Consider the following 13,716-nt stretch of genomic DNA (forward strand, 5'->3'; position numbering starts at 1 on the left):
GGACTGGCGGGCGGCCCCGAAGGGATTTTTGCCAGCGACAGTTTCTCTACCATTGAGTTGAATGATGTTCTGCTGCACAGCGAAATCAGCGTTCCCTTTGAGCTGCTGGTTAATCAAACCGCAACGTTCGGCGCCGAATGGAACCAGCAGCGGATGAAAGATCCCAGCTCGACAACGCAGGCGCTTTCCGGCGGCAATATTGATGGCGTCTCGACCGGCACTCGTAGTCCTTACACGCAGGCGGAAATTTTCTCGCTGTTTGCCGAAGATAACGTTGAGTTGACCGACAGCACCATGCTGGTGCCGGGCTTGCGCTTCGATCACCACTCTATCGTCGGCAACAACTGGAGCCCGTCGCTAAACCTTTCCCAGGCGCTGGGCGAGGAAGTTACGCTGAAGCTGGGCATCGCCCGTGCTTACAAAGCGCCAAGCCTTTACCAGACCAATCCTAACTATGTCCTTTATAGTCGCGGCCAGGGCTGTGCGGCCAGCGCTGGCGCCTGCTATCTGATCGGTAATGAAGATCTGAAGGCGGAAACCAGCATCAACAAAGAAGTTGGGCTGGAGTGGAAACATGAAGGATACCAGACCGGCCTGACCTGGTTCCGTAATGATTACCGTGACAAAATCGAAGCGGGTTATCTGCCAGGCGGAACCTCAACTAACGGCAGTACGGACGTTTATAAATGGGAGAACGTACCGAAAGCCGTGGTGGAAGGGCTGGAAGGAACGGTAAATGTTCCGCTCAGCGATACGATCAGCTGGAATAATAACCTGACCTGGATGCTGCAAAGTAAAAACAAAGAGACGGGCGATCGGCTGTCGATTATTCCGCAATACACGCTGAACTCTATGCTGAGCTGGCAGGCGACGCAGGATCTGTCGCTGCAAACCACCTTCACCTGGTACGGCAGACAAACGCCGAAGAAATACAACTACAAAGGAGAAGCGGTCACCGGCAGCGAGAAAGATGAGGTCAGTCCTTATTCGGTGCTGGGGCTGAGCGGTACGCTGGACGTTAATAAATATGTCAGCGTAACGCTGGGCGTGGACAACCTGCTGGATAAACGCCATTTCCGTGCCGGTAATGCGCAAACTACCGGCAACGCTACGACCAATTCTTATATGTATGGCGCGGGCGCCAATACCTATAACGAATCAGGGCGTACCTGGTATATGAGTCTGAATACGCACTTCTGACCATCGGCCCGCCGCCTTAGTTGAGGGTGGCGGGCAACCAGCATTGCGCTTTCAGCCCGGATCGATCGCGGCGATTGCTTAACTGGAGCTTTCCGCCGTGCAGCTGGAGGATGCGTAATACGATATTTAAACCCAGACCGCTGCCGCCGTAGCGCCGATCGCGGCGATGAAACGCCTGCGTAAGCTGATCGGCCGTTTCCTCGTCGATGCCGCAACCTTCATCGCATATCGTCAACCGGCTGCCGCCATCCTTCTCCTCCAGCAATATCGTAATCAACGACGCTTCCGGGCTATAGCGAGAAGCGTTCTCCAGTAAATTGCGTACCATCAGACGCAGCAAAACGGCATCGCCCTGTACGCTGCTGCTGTCCGACTGCGGCCAGCCCAGGCGCTGGTGACGCTGCTTTACCAGCTCGTCAGCTTCTGTCTTTAACGGCAGAAAAATATCCTGCTGCCAGTTCAGGGTCTGGTAGTGTCCGCTGGCTAATGCCTGTCCAGCGCGCGACAGCATCAATAGCTGCTCAATAACGTGCATAAGTTGATCGATACGCGCAACCAGCGCCGGAGCCTGTTTAATCTCCTGTTGCGCCATTAGTTCAAGATGCAGACGTAGCCCGGCCAGCGGCGTACGCAGTTCATGGGCCGCATCGGCGGTAAACAGCCGCTCCTGCTGAAGCGTTTGATCGAGCCTTGCCAGTAGCTGATTCATTGCTCGCGTCACCGCGACAATCTCTTCCATTTCTGAATAGACCGGCAGTGGCGAGAGATTATTGGCGGAGCGTTCTGCCAGGCTGTTCTGTAAAGCGTTCAGCGGGCGAATCACCCAGCTGATGGCCCAGAAAGAGAGAACCAGCGTAAAGCCCACCATGACTAACGAGGGCAGGAGGAGAGAAGCGATGGCTTCACGGATCTCGTTTTCGACATGCTGATTACGTGATTTCGCCGTCAGCGTTTCGTTGACCAGAAAGCCGATCTGCTCACGGCTCTCATGCCATAACCAAATGGCGCTCATCAGCTGGCAGGTCAGCAGAATCAGCGCCAGCATGATGAGCAATCGCCGACGCATGCTGTTCATGCGCGCTCTTCCAGCCGGTAGCCGACGCCGCGCACGGTTTTAATCCGATCTTTGCCCAGCTTGCGGCGCAAATTATGGATATGGACTTCCAGCGTATTAGAGCCGTTGTCATCCTGCCAGCTGTAAAGATCCTGCTGGAGCGTTTCGCGATGGATGGTTTGGCCAATGCGCATCAGCAGGCGTGTCAGTAAGGCAAACTCTTTAGGCGTCACGTCTACCGGCTGATGATCAACGGTCACCTGCAGCGAGGAGAGATTGAGAGAAAGATCGCCATGTTGGATTTGATTATCGCTATGGCCCTGATAACGGCGTATCAGCGCCCGTACGCGCGCTTTTAGCTCAGCAAGCGCGAAGGGCTTTACCAGATAGTCGTCCGCCCCAGCATCCAGCCCGCTGACGCGATCCTCCAGCGCATCGCGCGCCGTCAAAATCAATACCGGCAGGTCGATGCTTTGCCGACGCCAGCGGCGCAGCAAATCCGCGCCGTCCGTATCAGGCAGACCCAGATCCAGAACAATTAAACTGTACTGGCCACTGTGCAGCAGGGCATCTGCCTGCGCCGCGTTAGCAGCACAGTCGGTGGCGTAACCCTCGCCGCTCAGGGCGAGCGCGACGCCTTCCTGCAGCAGCACATCATCTTCCACAATGAGAATTTTCATGCGCCTCAGTTATTTTGATAGATGTCCTTGTACAAGCGGCTTTCAAAACGCACCAGCGGAACACGGCGGATACGCTTATCTTCAGGCGGTACAGCATAGCCGGACAGGAACTGCACAAAGGCGACGCGCTGGCCGCTGGCGGTAGTAATAAAACCAGCCAGATTATAAACGCCGGATAAGGAACCGGTTTTCGCCGAGACTTTGCCGTCAACGCCCGCTTCATGCAGACCGCCGCGATAGCGCAGCGTACCGTCATAACCAGCCAACGGCAGCATCGAGATAAAGTTTAGCTGTTGATCGTTCTGCGCAATATATTGCAGCACCTGCATCATAGTGGCAGGTGAAATTAAATCGTGACGCGACAGGCCCGAACCATCGACCTGAATGCTGTTGCCTAAGTCGATATTCGCTTTTTGCCGCAGGATGCGGCGCACGGCGTCTGAACCGGCGCGCCAGGTGCCCGGCACGTTGAAATAGTGGCGGCCAATAGTGCGGAAAACCGTATCGGCAATCATATTGTCCGATTTTTTCAGCATGATTTTCAGCAGATCATGCAGCGGCGCGGACTGGGTTTCCGCCAGAACTGTAGCGGGTTCTGTGACGCGGGTTTGACGCACCAGATGCCCGGTATAATCAATACCGACGTCGTTCAGCATCGCTTTTAAAATTGCACCGGCCCAGGCTGCGCCATCCTGAATCGCGAAGGCCAACGGTAAGGGTTCGCTGCGTTGCGTCATGCAACCGGTCAGCGTAAAGCGATTCAGCTCGCCCGGTACTACATCCAGCTCGCAATAGGGCGCGTCCGGCGAACCTTTCGCTAAGGTGCGCACCTGGCTGAACATGGTCACTGGATAATAAGAGGCGACGCGGATAAAAGCGTTATCATTGGGGCGCTCTGCGCTATACAACGATACGGAAAAGCAGTTTTTATCGACGATAGCGGCGGCGGGCGGCGCACTAAAACATTCGGTGATATCGTTCCACGGCCAGCCTGGCGCTTTGTCATGGCTGGCGAAGACCGAGGTATCAACCACCAGATTGCCCTGAATATGGGTAATGCCTTGCTTCTTCAGCGCTGCGACCATATTGCGCAAACTCTGGCGCGAAAAGGTCGGATCGCCGCCGAAACGCGCAACTAAATCGCCCGTGAGGGTGCCGTTATCGACCTTGCCCTGGCTTTCCAGCGTAGTACGGAAGCGAAAGTCCGGCCCTAATTCCAGCAGGGCTGCGAGCGCCGTCACTACTTTCATGGTGCTGGCTGGCAAAGCCATTTGTTTGCTGTGATAATCGACCAGCGGCGTTGATAAACCCACTTTTTGTGCCATCAGCGCCAGGTTTGCGCCATCCGGTAAATATTGTGTGTATTCTTCCACAGGTGCTGCCTGAGCTTGCAGCATAAACGCACAGGTTAGTCCGGTAACAAGTCGTAAAAATCGCATAATCTCGCGGTAACTGACGGGTGAAGCCGTCCATACTACGGTGCATTACAGTAGAAAGTAAACGATGACCCACAGGGAACTCTGGGTTAAAATACGTATCAAAATGCAAACCTGAATCCTGACCTGGAGCCTGCTCCGGGTCAGGTTTCTTTTTGTTTGCGAATCAGCCGGTAGCGTTGCATAACGCGTCAGGCCGACGACCACTGGTCAGGACGACAACAAGCAAACAGGACCGATGACGAGGTATTAAAATGAATCAGATTCCGATGACGTTAAGGGGCGCGGAGAAGCTGCGCGAAGAACTCGAAGAGCTGAAGACCGTCAGACGCCCCCGTATTATCGCCTCCATAGCGGAAGCGCGTGAGCATGGCGATCTGAAAGAGAATGCCGAGTATCACGCTGCACGTGAAGAACAGGGCTTTTGTGAAGGGCGCATTCAGGAAATCGAAGCCAAGCTGTCTAATGCGCAGGTGATTGATGTTACAAAGATTCCTAACAATGGCCGCGTAATTTTCGGCGCGACGGTTTCTGTGCTGAATATTGAAACTGACGAAGAGTCAACCTATCGCATCGTAGGCGATGATGAGGCGGACTTTAAGCAGAACCTGATTTCAGTAAACTCGCCGATGGCGCGCGGCTTGATCGGGAAAGAAGTGGATGACGTGGTCGTCATCAAAACGCCCGGCGGCGACGTTGAGTATGAAATTCTGAAAGTGGAATATCTTTAATCTTTACAGAACGCCTTGCGCGTTTGTAAAGAAAGGAAAAAGGCCGCGCTGCGGCCTTTTATCCTATGCAGGAGCATGGCAATTTCTTCCGGCTGAATAATCAGCTCGCCCGATTAACGCGGCAGGGAGATTTTGCGTTCTTCTGAAGGTCGGTACAGCACCAGCGTCTTGCCGATAACCTGCACGTTACAGGCTTTCGTTTCACGAACAATGGCTTCCACCATCAGGTTTTTCGTTTCCCGATCCTCGGTAGCGATCTTCACCTTAATCAGTTCGTGATGCGCGAGCGCCTGTTCGATTTCGGCCAGCACGCCTTCGGTCAGGCCGTGGTTACCCAGCATAACGACGGGTTTCAGCGGATGCGCCAGACCTTTCAGGTGCTGTTTTTGTTTGGTACTCAGATTCATCGTATATTTTTACTTACATTGGGATTGAAAACGGTACATTCTACCGCCATCTCTGGTATATCACCAAACAGGACGTCGTTATGTTTGGTTATTTATCGCTACGATGAAGAATAGTTGGAAAAAGTATGACAGGTAAAAAGCGTTCAGCCAGTTCCAGCCGCTGGCTTCAGGAACACTTTAGCGATAAATATGTGCAACAGGCACAGAAAAAAGGGTTGCGTTCACGCGCCTGGTTTAAACTTGATGAAATACAGCAGGGCGATAAGCTCTTTAAGCCAGGGATGACCGTGGTTGACCTTGGCGCGGCGCCTGGTGGTTGGTCTCAATATGTCGCTACCCAGATTGGTTCAAAGGGTCGTATTATTGCCTGTGACATTTTGCCGATGGATCCTATCGTTGGTGTCGATTTCCTTCAGGGCGATTTTCGTGAAGAATCTGTACTGAAGGCGCTGCTGGAACGCGTCGGTGAAGAAAAGGTCCAGGTTGTCATGTCCGATATGGCGCCCAACATGAGCGGTACTCCAGCCGTTGATATTCCCCGGTCGATGTATTTGGTTGAGCTGGCACTGGAAATGTGTCGCGATGTACTGGCACCCGGTGGCAGTTTTGTAGTGAAAGTATTTCAGGGAGATGGCTTCGATGAATACCTGCGGGAAATTCGCTCCCTGTTTACGAAAGTGAAAATTCGTAAGCCGGACGCTTCGCGATCTCGTTCACGCGAAGTGTACATTGTAGCGACAGGGCGCAAACTATAGCCAAAGTGGTTGGATTCGCGGCAGAGCGACGAGGGAGCGAGTCCCAATAAGCTTACGCTGGTAAGCGCATTGGGGAAGCGAGCGCAGTCAACACCGCAGCGATTCCAAGTATGAAGGATATATAGTACCCTACGCTGTCTGTTAACACAGTTGTAATAAGAGGTTAATCCCTTGAGTGACATGGCGAAAAACCTGATTCTCTGGTTAGTCATCGCGGTCGTGCTGATGTCTGTCTTCCAGAGCTTTGGGCCCAGCGAGTCGAATGGCCGTAGGGTTGATTATTCAACCTTCCTGTCGGAAGTGAACCAGGATCAGGTCCGCGAGGCACGTATTAACGGGCGTGAAATCAACGTTACCAAAAAAGACAGTAATCGATACACGACCTACATTCCCGTCAACGATCCCAAGTTACTCGATAACCTGTTGACCAAAAATGTAAAAGTGGTTGGTGAACCGCCGGAAGAGCCAAGCCTGCTGGCTTCTATCTTCATCTCCTGGTTCCCGATGCTGCTACTGATTGGTGTCTGGATCTTCTTTATGCGTCAGATGCAGGGCGGCGGCGGCAAGGGCGCGATGTCCTTCGGCAAAAGCAAAGCCCGTATGCTGACAGAGGATCAGATTAAAACCACTTTCGCCGACGTTGCGGGTTGCGACGAAGCGAAAGAGGAAGTGGGTGAGCTGGTGGAATATCTGCGCGAACCCAGCCGTTTCCAGAAACTGGGCGGTAAAATTCCGAAAGGCGTTCTGATGGTGGGCCCGCCGGGTACTGGTAAAACGCTGCTGGCGAAAGCGATCGCTGGCGAAGCAAAAGTGCCGTTCTTCACCATCTCTGGTTCTGACTTCGTTGAAATGTTTGTCGGCGTGGGTGCCTCTCGCGTGCGTGACATGTTCGAGCAGGCGAAGAAAGCAGCGCCATGCATCATCTTTATCGATGAAATCGATGCGGTCGGTCGTCAGCGCGGCGCGGGTTTAGGCGGCGGTCACGATGAACGTGAGCAGACGCTAAACCAGATGCTGGTTGAGATGGACGGCTTTGAAGGTAATGAAGGCATTATCGTTATTGCTGCAACTAACCGTCCTGACGTACTTGACCCAGCGCTGCTGCGTCCGGGTCGTTTTGACCGTCAGGTTGTTGTTGGTCTGCCGGACGTCCGTGGTCGTGAGCAGATTCTGAAAGTGCATATGCGCCGTGTTCCGTTGGCTACCGATATTGATGCGGCAATCATTGCCCGCGGTACGCCTGGCTTCTCCGGTGCCGATCTCGCTAACTTGGTTAACGAAGCCGCTCTGTTTGCCGCCCGCGGTAACAAGCGCGTCGTATCGATGGTTGAGTTCGAAAAAGCGAAAGACAAAATTATGATGGGTGCGGAACGCCGCTCCATGGTAATGACGGAAGCGCAGAAAGAATCTACCGCCTATCACGAAGCGGGCCATGCGATTATCGGTCGCCTGGTGCCGGAACACGATCCGGTGCATAAGGTCACCATTATTCCTCGCGGACGTGCGCTTGGCGTGACCTTCTTCCTGCCAGAAGGGGATGCAATCAGCGCCAGCCGTCAGAAGCTGGAAAGTCAGATTTCAACGCTGTACGGCGGTCGTCTGGCGGAAGAGATTATCTACGGTTCAGAGCATGTTTCTACCGGCGCTTCTAACGACATCAAAGTGGCCACTAACCTGGCACGCAACATGGTGACGCAGTGGGGCTTCTCTGAAAAGCTGGGGCCGTTGCTGTATGCGGAAGAAGAAGGCGAGGTTTTCCTTGGCCGTTCCGTGGCGAAAGCGAAGCATATGTCTGATGAGACAGCCCGCCTGATCGATCAGGAAGTTAAACAGCTGATTGACAGAAACTATGAGCGTGCGCGTCACATTCTTAACGAGAATATGGATATTCTGCATTCGATGAAAGACGCACTGATGAAGTATGAAACTATCGATGCGCCACAAATCGATGACCTGATGGCACGCCGTGAAGTGCGTCCGCCTGCGGGTTGGGAAGATCCAGGCGCCGGTTCCGGCAACTCGGACAATAACGGCTCGCCGAAGGCGCCGCGTCCGGTTGACGAACCACGCACGCCAAACCCAGGTAACACCATGTCTGAGCAGTTTAATAAATAAACGCAGGCAGACTTCTAAAAACCCCGGCTGGTCCGGGGTTTTTTACATCCATAAAACGACACTAAAAGGAGAAATAAAGATGAAGTTGTACGCAAGGGATTCCCTACTGGATTTGTCGCATCCCCATGTTATGGGCATTCTTAACGTCACTCCTGACTCTTTCTCCGACGGCGGCAAGCATAACTCATTGGTCGCGGCGTTAACGCATGCGAACAAGATGGTGAATGCCGGCGCGACGATTATTGATATTGGCGGTGAATCGACCCGGCCGGGCGCCGATGAGGTCAGCACGGAAGAAGAACTGGAACGCGTCATTCCGGTTATCGAAGCGATCGCTCAACGTTTTGAAGTCTGGATTTCAGTTGATACTTCCAAGCCTGAGGTTATTCGCGAATCCGCGCGAGTAGGCGCTCACATCATTAATGATATTCGCTCCTTACAACTGCCAGGCGCGTTAGAAGCTGCAGCAGAAACTGGTTTGCCGGTCTGCCTGATGCATATGCAGGGCGAGCCTGGTACTATGCAGACCGCCCCGCAGTACGCCAATTTATTGCAGGAAGTGAACGATTTTTTTGCCCAGCAAATCGCCCGCTGTGAAGCTGCAGGTATCAAAAAATCACAGCTGCTACTCGACCCCGGCTTCGGATTCGGTAAGAATCTCAGCCACAATTATCAACTTCTGGCGCATCTGGCCGATTTTCATCATTTTGGGCTGCCGCTGTTGGTAGGCATGTCGCGCAAATCGATGATCGGGCAATTGCTCAATGTTGGGCCTTCTCAGCGCCTGACCGGCAGCCTGGCCTGCGCCGTTATCGCGGCTATGCAAGGCGCGCAGATTATACGCGTACATGATGTGAAAGAGACCGTAGAGGCGATGCGCGTCGTCGAAGCGACACGTTCAGCGAAGGAATAAAACGCTATGAGTAATCGTAAATATTTTGGCACCGATGGCATTCGCGGGAAAGTGGGCGAAATGCCTATCACGCCTGATTTTGTGCTTAAGCTGGGCTGGGCGGCAGGAAAGGTCTTAGCTCGCCACGGTTCGAAAAAAATCATCATCGGTAAAGATACGCGTATTTCCGGCTATATGCTGGAGTCAGCGCTGGAAGCCGGACTGGCGGCGGCGGGACTTTCTGCTTCTTTTACCGGTCCGATGCCGACGCCAGCCATTGCTTACCTCACCCGCACTTTCCGTGCTGAAGCCGGTATTGTGATTTCTGCATCGCATAATCCTTTTGAGGATAACGGCATCAAATTCTTCTCATCTGAAGGCACTAAACTGCCGGATGAAGTAGAGGAAGCAATTGAACTGGAAATGGAAAAGCCGCTGACCTGCGTGGAATCAGCGGAGCTGGGGCGCGCAAGTCGTATTGTGGATGCCGCTGGCCGTTACATCGAATTCTGTAAAGGCACCTTTCCAGGCGAACTCAGCCTGAACGGTCTGAAAATTGTTGTCGATTGCGCGAACGGAGCGACTTACCACATCGCGCCGAATGTGATGCGCGAACTGGGCGCAACCGTGATTTCACTCGGCGTGCAGCCTGATGGCATGAATATCAACAAAGAGTGCGGCGCTACCGACGTACGCGCACTGCAACAGCGCGTGCTGGAAACCAAGGCGGACATCGGCCTGGCTTTTGACGGTGACGGCGATCGGGTGATGATGGTTGACCATCTGGGCAATAAAGTCGATGGCGATCAAATCCTCTATATCATCGCACGTGAAGGCTTGCGACAGGGCCAACTGCGCGGCGGCGTTGTGGGTACATTGATGAGTAATATGGGGCTTGAGCTGGCATTAAAACAGCTGGGGATCCCTTTCGCGCGTGCCAAAGTTGGCGATCGTTACGTGCTGGAGAAGTTGCAGGAAAAAGGCTGGCGTTTAGGTGCGGAAAACTCCGGTCATGTCATCCTGCTGGATAAAACTACTACCGGTGACGGCATTGTTGCAGGTTTGCAAGTACTTACCGCAATGGCGCGCAATCATATGACGCTGCACGATCTTTGCAGTGGTATGAAGCTGCTGCCACAAATCCTGGTGAACGTCCGTTTCAGCGGTGATACCAATCCGCTGGAGAGCGCGGAAGTTAAAGCCGTAACGGCCGAGGTGGAAAACGCGCTGGCTGGTCGTGGACGCGTCCTGCTGCGTAAATCCGGCACCGAACCGCTAATTCGCGTCATGGTGGAAGGCGAAGATGAGGCGCAGGTAACGGCGCTGGCACATCGTATTGCCGATGCGGTAAAGGCCGCCTAAGCTCTCTGCAATAAATGCAAACTTATTAAGGCCAGCGATAAATCAAAGGCAAAGGTTAAGAAGCGGGTTTCATAATGGCTACGCATTATCCGGTCAGTAATGGAACCCGCTGTTTTGGCGTAAAAAACAGCACGGTGGCGGTTTTTTCTGCAATCGGTGCGGCAGACAAAAATTGCACTTGCAGATGTTTAAGCCTTTGGTTAGTATTCACACCCGCTTCTGATGGGTGATAAAGATCATTCCCGTTAACTGGTTTGAAGCTTTTGATGTGCGGTGACCGCGCAAGGAAACAGGTTGATTATGTACGAAGCTCTGTTAGTCGTTTTTCTGTTAGTAGCAATTGGCCTTGTTGGTCTGATCATGCTGCAGCAGGGTAAAGGCGCTGATATGGGAGCCTCCTTTGGTGCAGGCGCTTCCGGCACGCTGTTTGGATCTGCAGGTTCTGGTAACTTCATGACCCGCATGACCGCTGTGTTGGCGACCCTGTTCTTCGTTATCAGTCTGATTCTGGGTAACCTGAACAGCAACAAAACAGCCAAAGGAAGTGAGTGGGAAAACCTGACTCAGCCGGCACAGTCTCAGCAGACTGCACCAGCTAAACCGGCAGCGCCGGGCAGCGACATCCCACAGTAAGTTAGTTCTAAAGCTTTCGACGCGACTCAGGATAAGGTCGCAGTCTTAAAGTGCCGAGGTGGTGGAATTGGTAGACACGCTACCTTGAGGTGGTAGTGCCCGATTGGGCTTACGGGTTCAAGTCCCGTCCTCGGTACCAAATCTCAGTTTTACTTGCATTTTACGCAAGTTCGGCGTAATATTCGCCACGTTTTCGGACGCGGGGTGGAGCAGCCTGGTAGCTCGTCGGGCTCATAACCCGAAGGTCGTCGGTTCAAATCCGGCCCCCGCAACCACTTTCCCTTAGAGTTATTTTTCAAATATACTGTATGTATCTTCGGACGCATCCTCAGCTAATTTTGAAAAAAATTCTTTGGATGGTGTGCCGAGCCGCAGTCGCGGCATACAGGGTCCAGTCGCATTAAGCCCCGATTTTTCGGGGTTTTTTGTTATCAGGAATCGCAATACTGGGCTATATGCCCTTTTTTTATGTCTTGGGGGTGGGCTTGTCCACATTAGAGCAGAAATTAACAGAGATGATTTCAGCACCGGTAGAAGCGCTTGGCTACGAACTGGTCGGTATCGAGTTCATTCGTGGTCGCACTTCGACGTTGCGCATCTATATTGATAGTGAAGATGGCATCAATGTTGATGATTGTGCTGATGTCAGCCACCAGGTAAGCGCAGTTTTGGATGTGGAAGATCCCATCACGGTCGCTTACAACCTTGAAGTTTCCTCGCCGGGTCTTGAGCGCCCGCTGTTTACCGCTGAACACTATGCACGATTCACAGGTGAGGAAGTCAGCCTGGTGCTGCGTATGGCCGTCCAGAACCGCCGCAAATGGCAGGGCATCATTAAAGCTGTCGAAGGTGAAATGATTACGGTGACCGTCGAGGGTAAAGATGAAGTGTTCGCGCTGAGCAATATTCAGAAAGCGAACCTGGTCCCCCACTTTTAAAAGTCCGGATTGAGGCTAACCAGGATGAATAAAGAGATCTTAGCTGTTGTAGAAGCCGTTTCTAATGAAAAAGCCCTGCCGCGTGAGAAAATCTTCGAAGCGCTGGAGAGCGCACTGGCCACTGCAACCAAGAAAAAATATGAGCAGGAGATCGATGTCCGCGTAAGCATCGATCGTAAGAGCGGTGATTTCGATACTTTCCGTCGCTGGCAGGCAGTAGAAGAAGTGACGCAGCCGACGCGTGAAATCACGCTGGAAGCCGCCCGTTATGAAGATGAAACCATCAATCCGGGCGACTATATTGAAGACCAGATTGAATCAGTAAAATTTGACCGTATCACCACGCAAACTGCTAAACAGGTTATCGTACAGAAAGTACGTGAAGCCGAGCGCGCAATGGTGGTCGATCAATTCCGCGAGCAGGAAGGCGAAATCATCACTGGCGTGGTGAAAAAAGTTAACCGCGATAATATCACGCTGGATTTGGGCAATAACGCCGAAGCCGTGATTCTGCGTGAAGACATGCTGCCGCGTGAAAACTTCCGTCCCGGTGACCGTATCCGTGGCGTGCTGTATGCCGTTCGCCCGGAAGCACGTGGCGCACAGCTGTTTGTCAGCCGTTCTAAACCTGAAATGCTGATTGAGCTGTTCCGTATCGAAGTACCGGAAATCGGCGAAGAAGTCATTGAGATTAAAGCGGCGGCACGCGATCCAGGTTCACGCGCTAAAATTGCGGTGAAGACCAACGATAAGCGTATCGATCCCGTCGGCGCCTGCGTCGGTATGCGCGGTGCGCGCGTTCAGGCCGTCTCCAGTGAGCTGGGCGGCGAACGTATCGATATTGTCCTGTGGGATGATAATCCGGCGCAGTTCGTGATTAACGCGATGGCGCCGGCCGATGTCGCTTCAATCGTGGTGGATGAAGACAATCACACCATGGATATCGCTGTAGAAGCTGGAAATCTGGCTCAGGCGATCGGCCGTAACGGCCAAAACGTACGTCTGGCTTCACAACTGAGCGGTTGGGAGCTAAACGTGATGACGGTTGATGATCTACAGGCGAAGCATCAGGCAGAAGCACATGCTGCTATTGGTGTCTTTACTAAACACCTGGACATCGACGAAGAGTTCGCCACCGTGCTGGTCGAAGAAGGTTTCTCTTCCCTGGAAGAGTTGGCCTATGTGCCGATGAATGAGTTGCTTGAAATCGACGGCCTGGATGAAGCGACCGTAGAAGCACTGCGCGAACGTGCGAAAAATGCGTTGACTACCCTGGCGCTGGAAAAGGCCGAGAGCCTTGGCAACGGCGTACCTGCGGACGATCTGCTGAACCTGGAAGGTATGGATCGCGATCTGGCCAATAAACTGGCGGCAAGAGGTGTTTGCACGCTGGAAGACCTGGCTGAGCAGGGTGTTGACGATCTGACAGATATTGAAGGCCTGGACGATGAGAAGGCCGGCGCCCTGATTATGGCGGCGCGTAATATCTGCTGGTTCGGCGATGACGCGTAAT

General features: G+C 53.1%; 14 protein-coding genes and 2 tRNA genes. 11 read left to right on the top strand and 5 right to left on the bottom strand.

The window, feature by feature from the left end; all coding sequences use genetic code 11:
* On the top strand, positions 1–1,200 hold a 1,200-nt coding region (locus P3C52_RS15455), incomplete at its 5' end, for a FepA family TonB-dependent siderophore receptor (protein WP_275555854.1).
* 16 nt (positions 1,201–1,216) lie between these two features.
* On the opposite strand, the gene pmrB is transcribed toward P3C52_RS15455, so the two are convergent.
* Genes pmrB through dacB form a run of 3 tightly spaced genes read right to left on the bottom strand, consistent with a single transcriptional unit; the run spans position 1,217 to position 4,373 of the window.
* Positions 1,217–2,275, bottom strand: a complete 1,059-nt coding sequence (pmrB, locus tag P3C52_RS15460; protein WP_275555855.1) for a two-component system sensor histidine kinase PmrB — start codon at positions 2,273–2,275, stop codon at positions 1,217–1,219.
* Entirely contained in the window at positions 2,272–2,934 is a 663-nt protein-coding gene (gene pmrA, locus P3C52_RS15465; RefSeq protein WP_275555856.1) for a two-component system response regulator PmrA, read from the bottom strand. Before pmrA ends, pmrB begins: the two co-directional genes overlap by 4 nt.
* 5 nt (positions 2,935–2,939) lie before the next feature.
* On the bottom strand, positions 2,940–4,373 hold the full coding sequence (dacB, locus tag P3C52_RS15470) for a serine-type D-Ala-D-Ala carboxypeptidase (protein WP_275555857.1): 1,434 nt from the start codon (positions 4,371–4,373) through the stop codon (positions 2,940–2,942).
* Positions 4,374–4,624: 251 nt separating this feature from the next.
* On the opposite strand from dacB, the gene greA reads away from it, so the two are divergent.
* Entirely contained in the window at positions 4,625–5,101 is a 477-nt protein-coding gene (gene greA / locus P3C52_RS15475; protein ID WP_275555858.1) for a transcription elongation factor GreA, read from the top strand.
* Between the two features lie 113 nt (positions 5,102–5,214).
* Here greA and yhbY read toward each other — a convergent pair whose 3' ends face one another.
* Positions 5,215–5,508, bottom strand: a complete 294-nt coding sequence (yhbY, locus tag P3C52_RS15480; RefSeq protein ID WP_275555859.1) for a ribosome assembly RNA-binding protein YhbY — start codon at positions 5,506–5,508, stop codon at positions 5,215–5,217.
* A gap of 125 nt (positions 5,509–5,633) precedes the next feature.
* Between yhbY and rlmE the strand changes: the two genes are divergently transcribed.
* The 4 genes from rlmE to glmM all read left to right on the top strand — a co-directional run bounded on the left by rlmE (position 5,634) and on the right by glmM (position 10,632).
* Positions 5,634–6,263 carry a 23S rRNA (uridine(2552)-2'-O)-methyltransferase RlmE gene (gene rlmE / locus P3C52_RS15485; RefSeq protein WP_275555860.1) on the top strand — a complete coding sequence of 210 codons (630 nt, stop codon included), beginning with the start codon at positions 5,634–5,636 and terminating at the stop codon, positions 6,261–6,263.
* 180 nt (positions 6,264–6,443) lie between these two features.
* Positions 6,444–8,378 carry an ATP-dependent zinc metalloprotease FtsH gene (gene ftsH, locus P3C52_RS15490; protein WP_275555861.1) on the top strand — a complete coding sequence of 645 codons (1,935 nt, stop codon included), beginning with the start codon at positions 6,444–6,446 and terminating at the stop codon, positions 8,376–8,378.
* 79 nt (positions 8,379–8,457) lie between these two features.
* Complete coding sequence (gene folP, locus P3C52_RS15495; protein ID WP_275555910.1) at positions 8,458–9,291, top strand: dihydropteroate synthase; 834 nt, start codon at positions 8,458–8,460, stop codon at positions 9,289–9,291.
* A 6-nt stretch (positions 9,292–9,297) separates the two neighbouring features.
* A complete protein-coding gene (gene glmM, locus P3C52_RS15500; protein ID WP_275555862.1) occupies positions 9,298–10,632 on the top strand; it encodes a phosphoglucosamine mutase in 1,335 nt (444 codons plus the stop codon).
* 85 nt (positions 10,633–10,717) lie between these two features.
* Here the strand turns inward: glmM and P3C52_RS15505 are convergent, their stop codons facing one another.
* On the bottom strand, positions 10,718–10,843 hold the full coding sequence (locus P3C52_RS15505; protein WP_275555863.1) for a hypothetical protein: 126 nt from the start codon (positions 10,841–10,843) through the stop codon (positions 10,718–10,720).
* A gap of 89 nt (positions 10,844–10,932) precedes the next feature.
* Between P3C52_RS15505 and secG the strand changes: the two genes are divergently transcribed.
* From secG to nusA, 5 genes are all read left to right on the top strand, one after another.
* A complete protein-coding gene (secG, locus tag P3C52_RS15510) occupies positions 10,933–11,265 on the top strand; it encodes a preprotein translocase subunit SecG (protein ID WP_275555864.1) in 333 nt (110 codons plus the stop codon).
* 52 nt (positions 11,266–11,317) lie between these two features.
* Positions 11,318–11,404: transfer RNA gene (locus P3C52_RS15515), tRNA-Leu, on the top strand.
* A gap of 59 nt (positions 11,405–11,463) precedes the next feature.
* Positions 11,464–11,540, top strand: a tRNA-Met gene (locus P3C52_RS15520).
* A gap of 210 nt (positions 11,541–11,750) precedes the next feature.
* Positions 11,751–12,203 carry a ribosome maturation factor RimP gene (gene rimP, locus P3C52_RS15525; protein ID WP_275555865.1) on the top strand — a complete coding sequence of 151 codons (453 nt, stop codon included), beginning with the start codon at positions 11,751–11,753 and terminating at the stop codon, positions 12,201–12,203.
* Between the two features lie 24 nt (positions 12,204–12,227).
* A complete protein-coding gene (gene nusA, locus P3C52_RS15530; protein WP_275555866.1) occupies positions 12,228–13,715 on the top strand; it encodes a transcription termination factor NusA in 1,488 nt (495 codons plus the stop codon).
* Position 13,716: the final 1 nt, after the last annotated feature.

The sequence above is a fragment of the Mixta sp. Marseille-Q2659 genome (genome assembly GCF_940807255.1).
Classification (GTDB): domain Bacteria; phylum Pseudomonadota; class Gammaproteobacteria; order Enterobacterales; family Enterobacteriaceae; genus Mixta.

Bases quoted from the DNA above. Each gene is read 5' to 3' on its own strand.
- nusA (WP_275555866.1), top strand. From the start codon at position 12,228: ATGAATAAAGAGATCTTAGCTGTTGTAGAAGCCGTTTCTAATGAAAAA.
- folP (WP_275555910.1), top strand. From the start codon at position 8,458: ATGAAGTTGTACGCAAGGGATTCCCTACTGGATTTGTCGCATCCCCAT.
- glmM (WP_275555862.1), top strand. From the start codon at position 9,298: ATGAGTAATCGTAAATATTTTGGCACCGATGGCATTCGCGGGAAAGTG.
- yhbY (WP_275555859.1), bottom strand. From the start codon at position 5,508: ATGAATCTGAGTACCAAACAAAAACAGCACCTGAAAGGTCTGGCGCAT.
- greA (WP_275555858.1), top strand. From the start codon at position 4,625: ATGAATCAGATTCCGATGACGTTAAGGGGCGCGGAGAAGCTGCGCGAA.
- pmrA (WP_275555856.1), bottom strand. From the start codon at position 2,934: ATGAAAATTCTCATTGTGGAAGATGATGTGCTGCTGCAGGAAGGCGTC.
- pmrB (WP_275555855.1), bottom strand. From the start codon at position 2,275: ATGAACAGCATGCGTCGGCGATTGCTCATCATGCTGGCGCTGATTCTG.
- ftsH (WP_275555861.1), top strand. From the start codon at position 6,444: ATGGCGAAAAACCTGATTCTCTGGTTAGTCATCGCGGTCGTGCTGATG.
- dacB (WP_275555857.1), bottom strand. From the start codon at position 4,373: ATGCGATTTTTACGACTTGTTACCGGACTAACCTGTGCGTTTATGCTG.
- secG (WP_275555864.1), top strand. From the start codon at position 10,933: ATGTACGAAGCTCTGTTAGTCGTTTTTCTGTTAGTAGCAATTGGCCTT.
- rlmE (WP_275555860.1), top strand. From the start codon at position 5,634: ATGACAGGTAAAAAGCGTTCAGCCAGTTCCAGCCGCTGGCTTCAGGAA.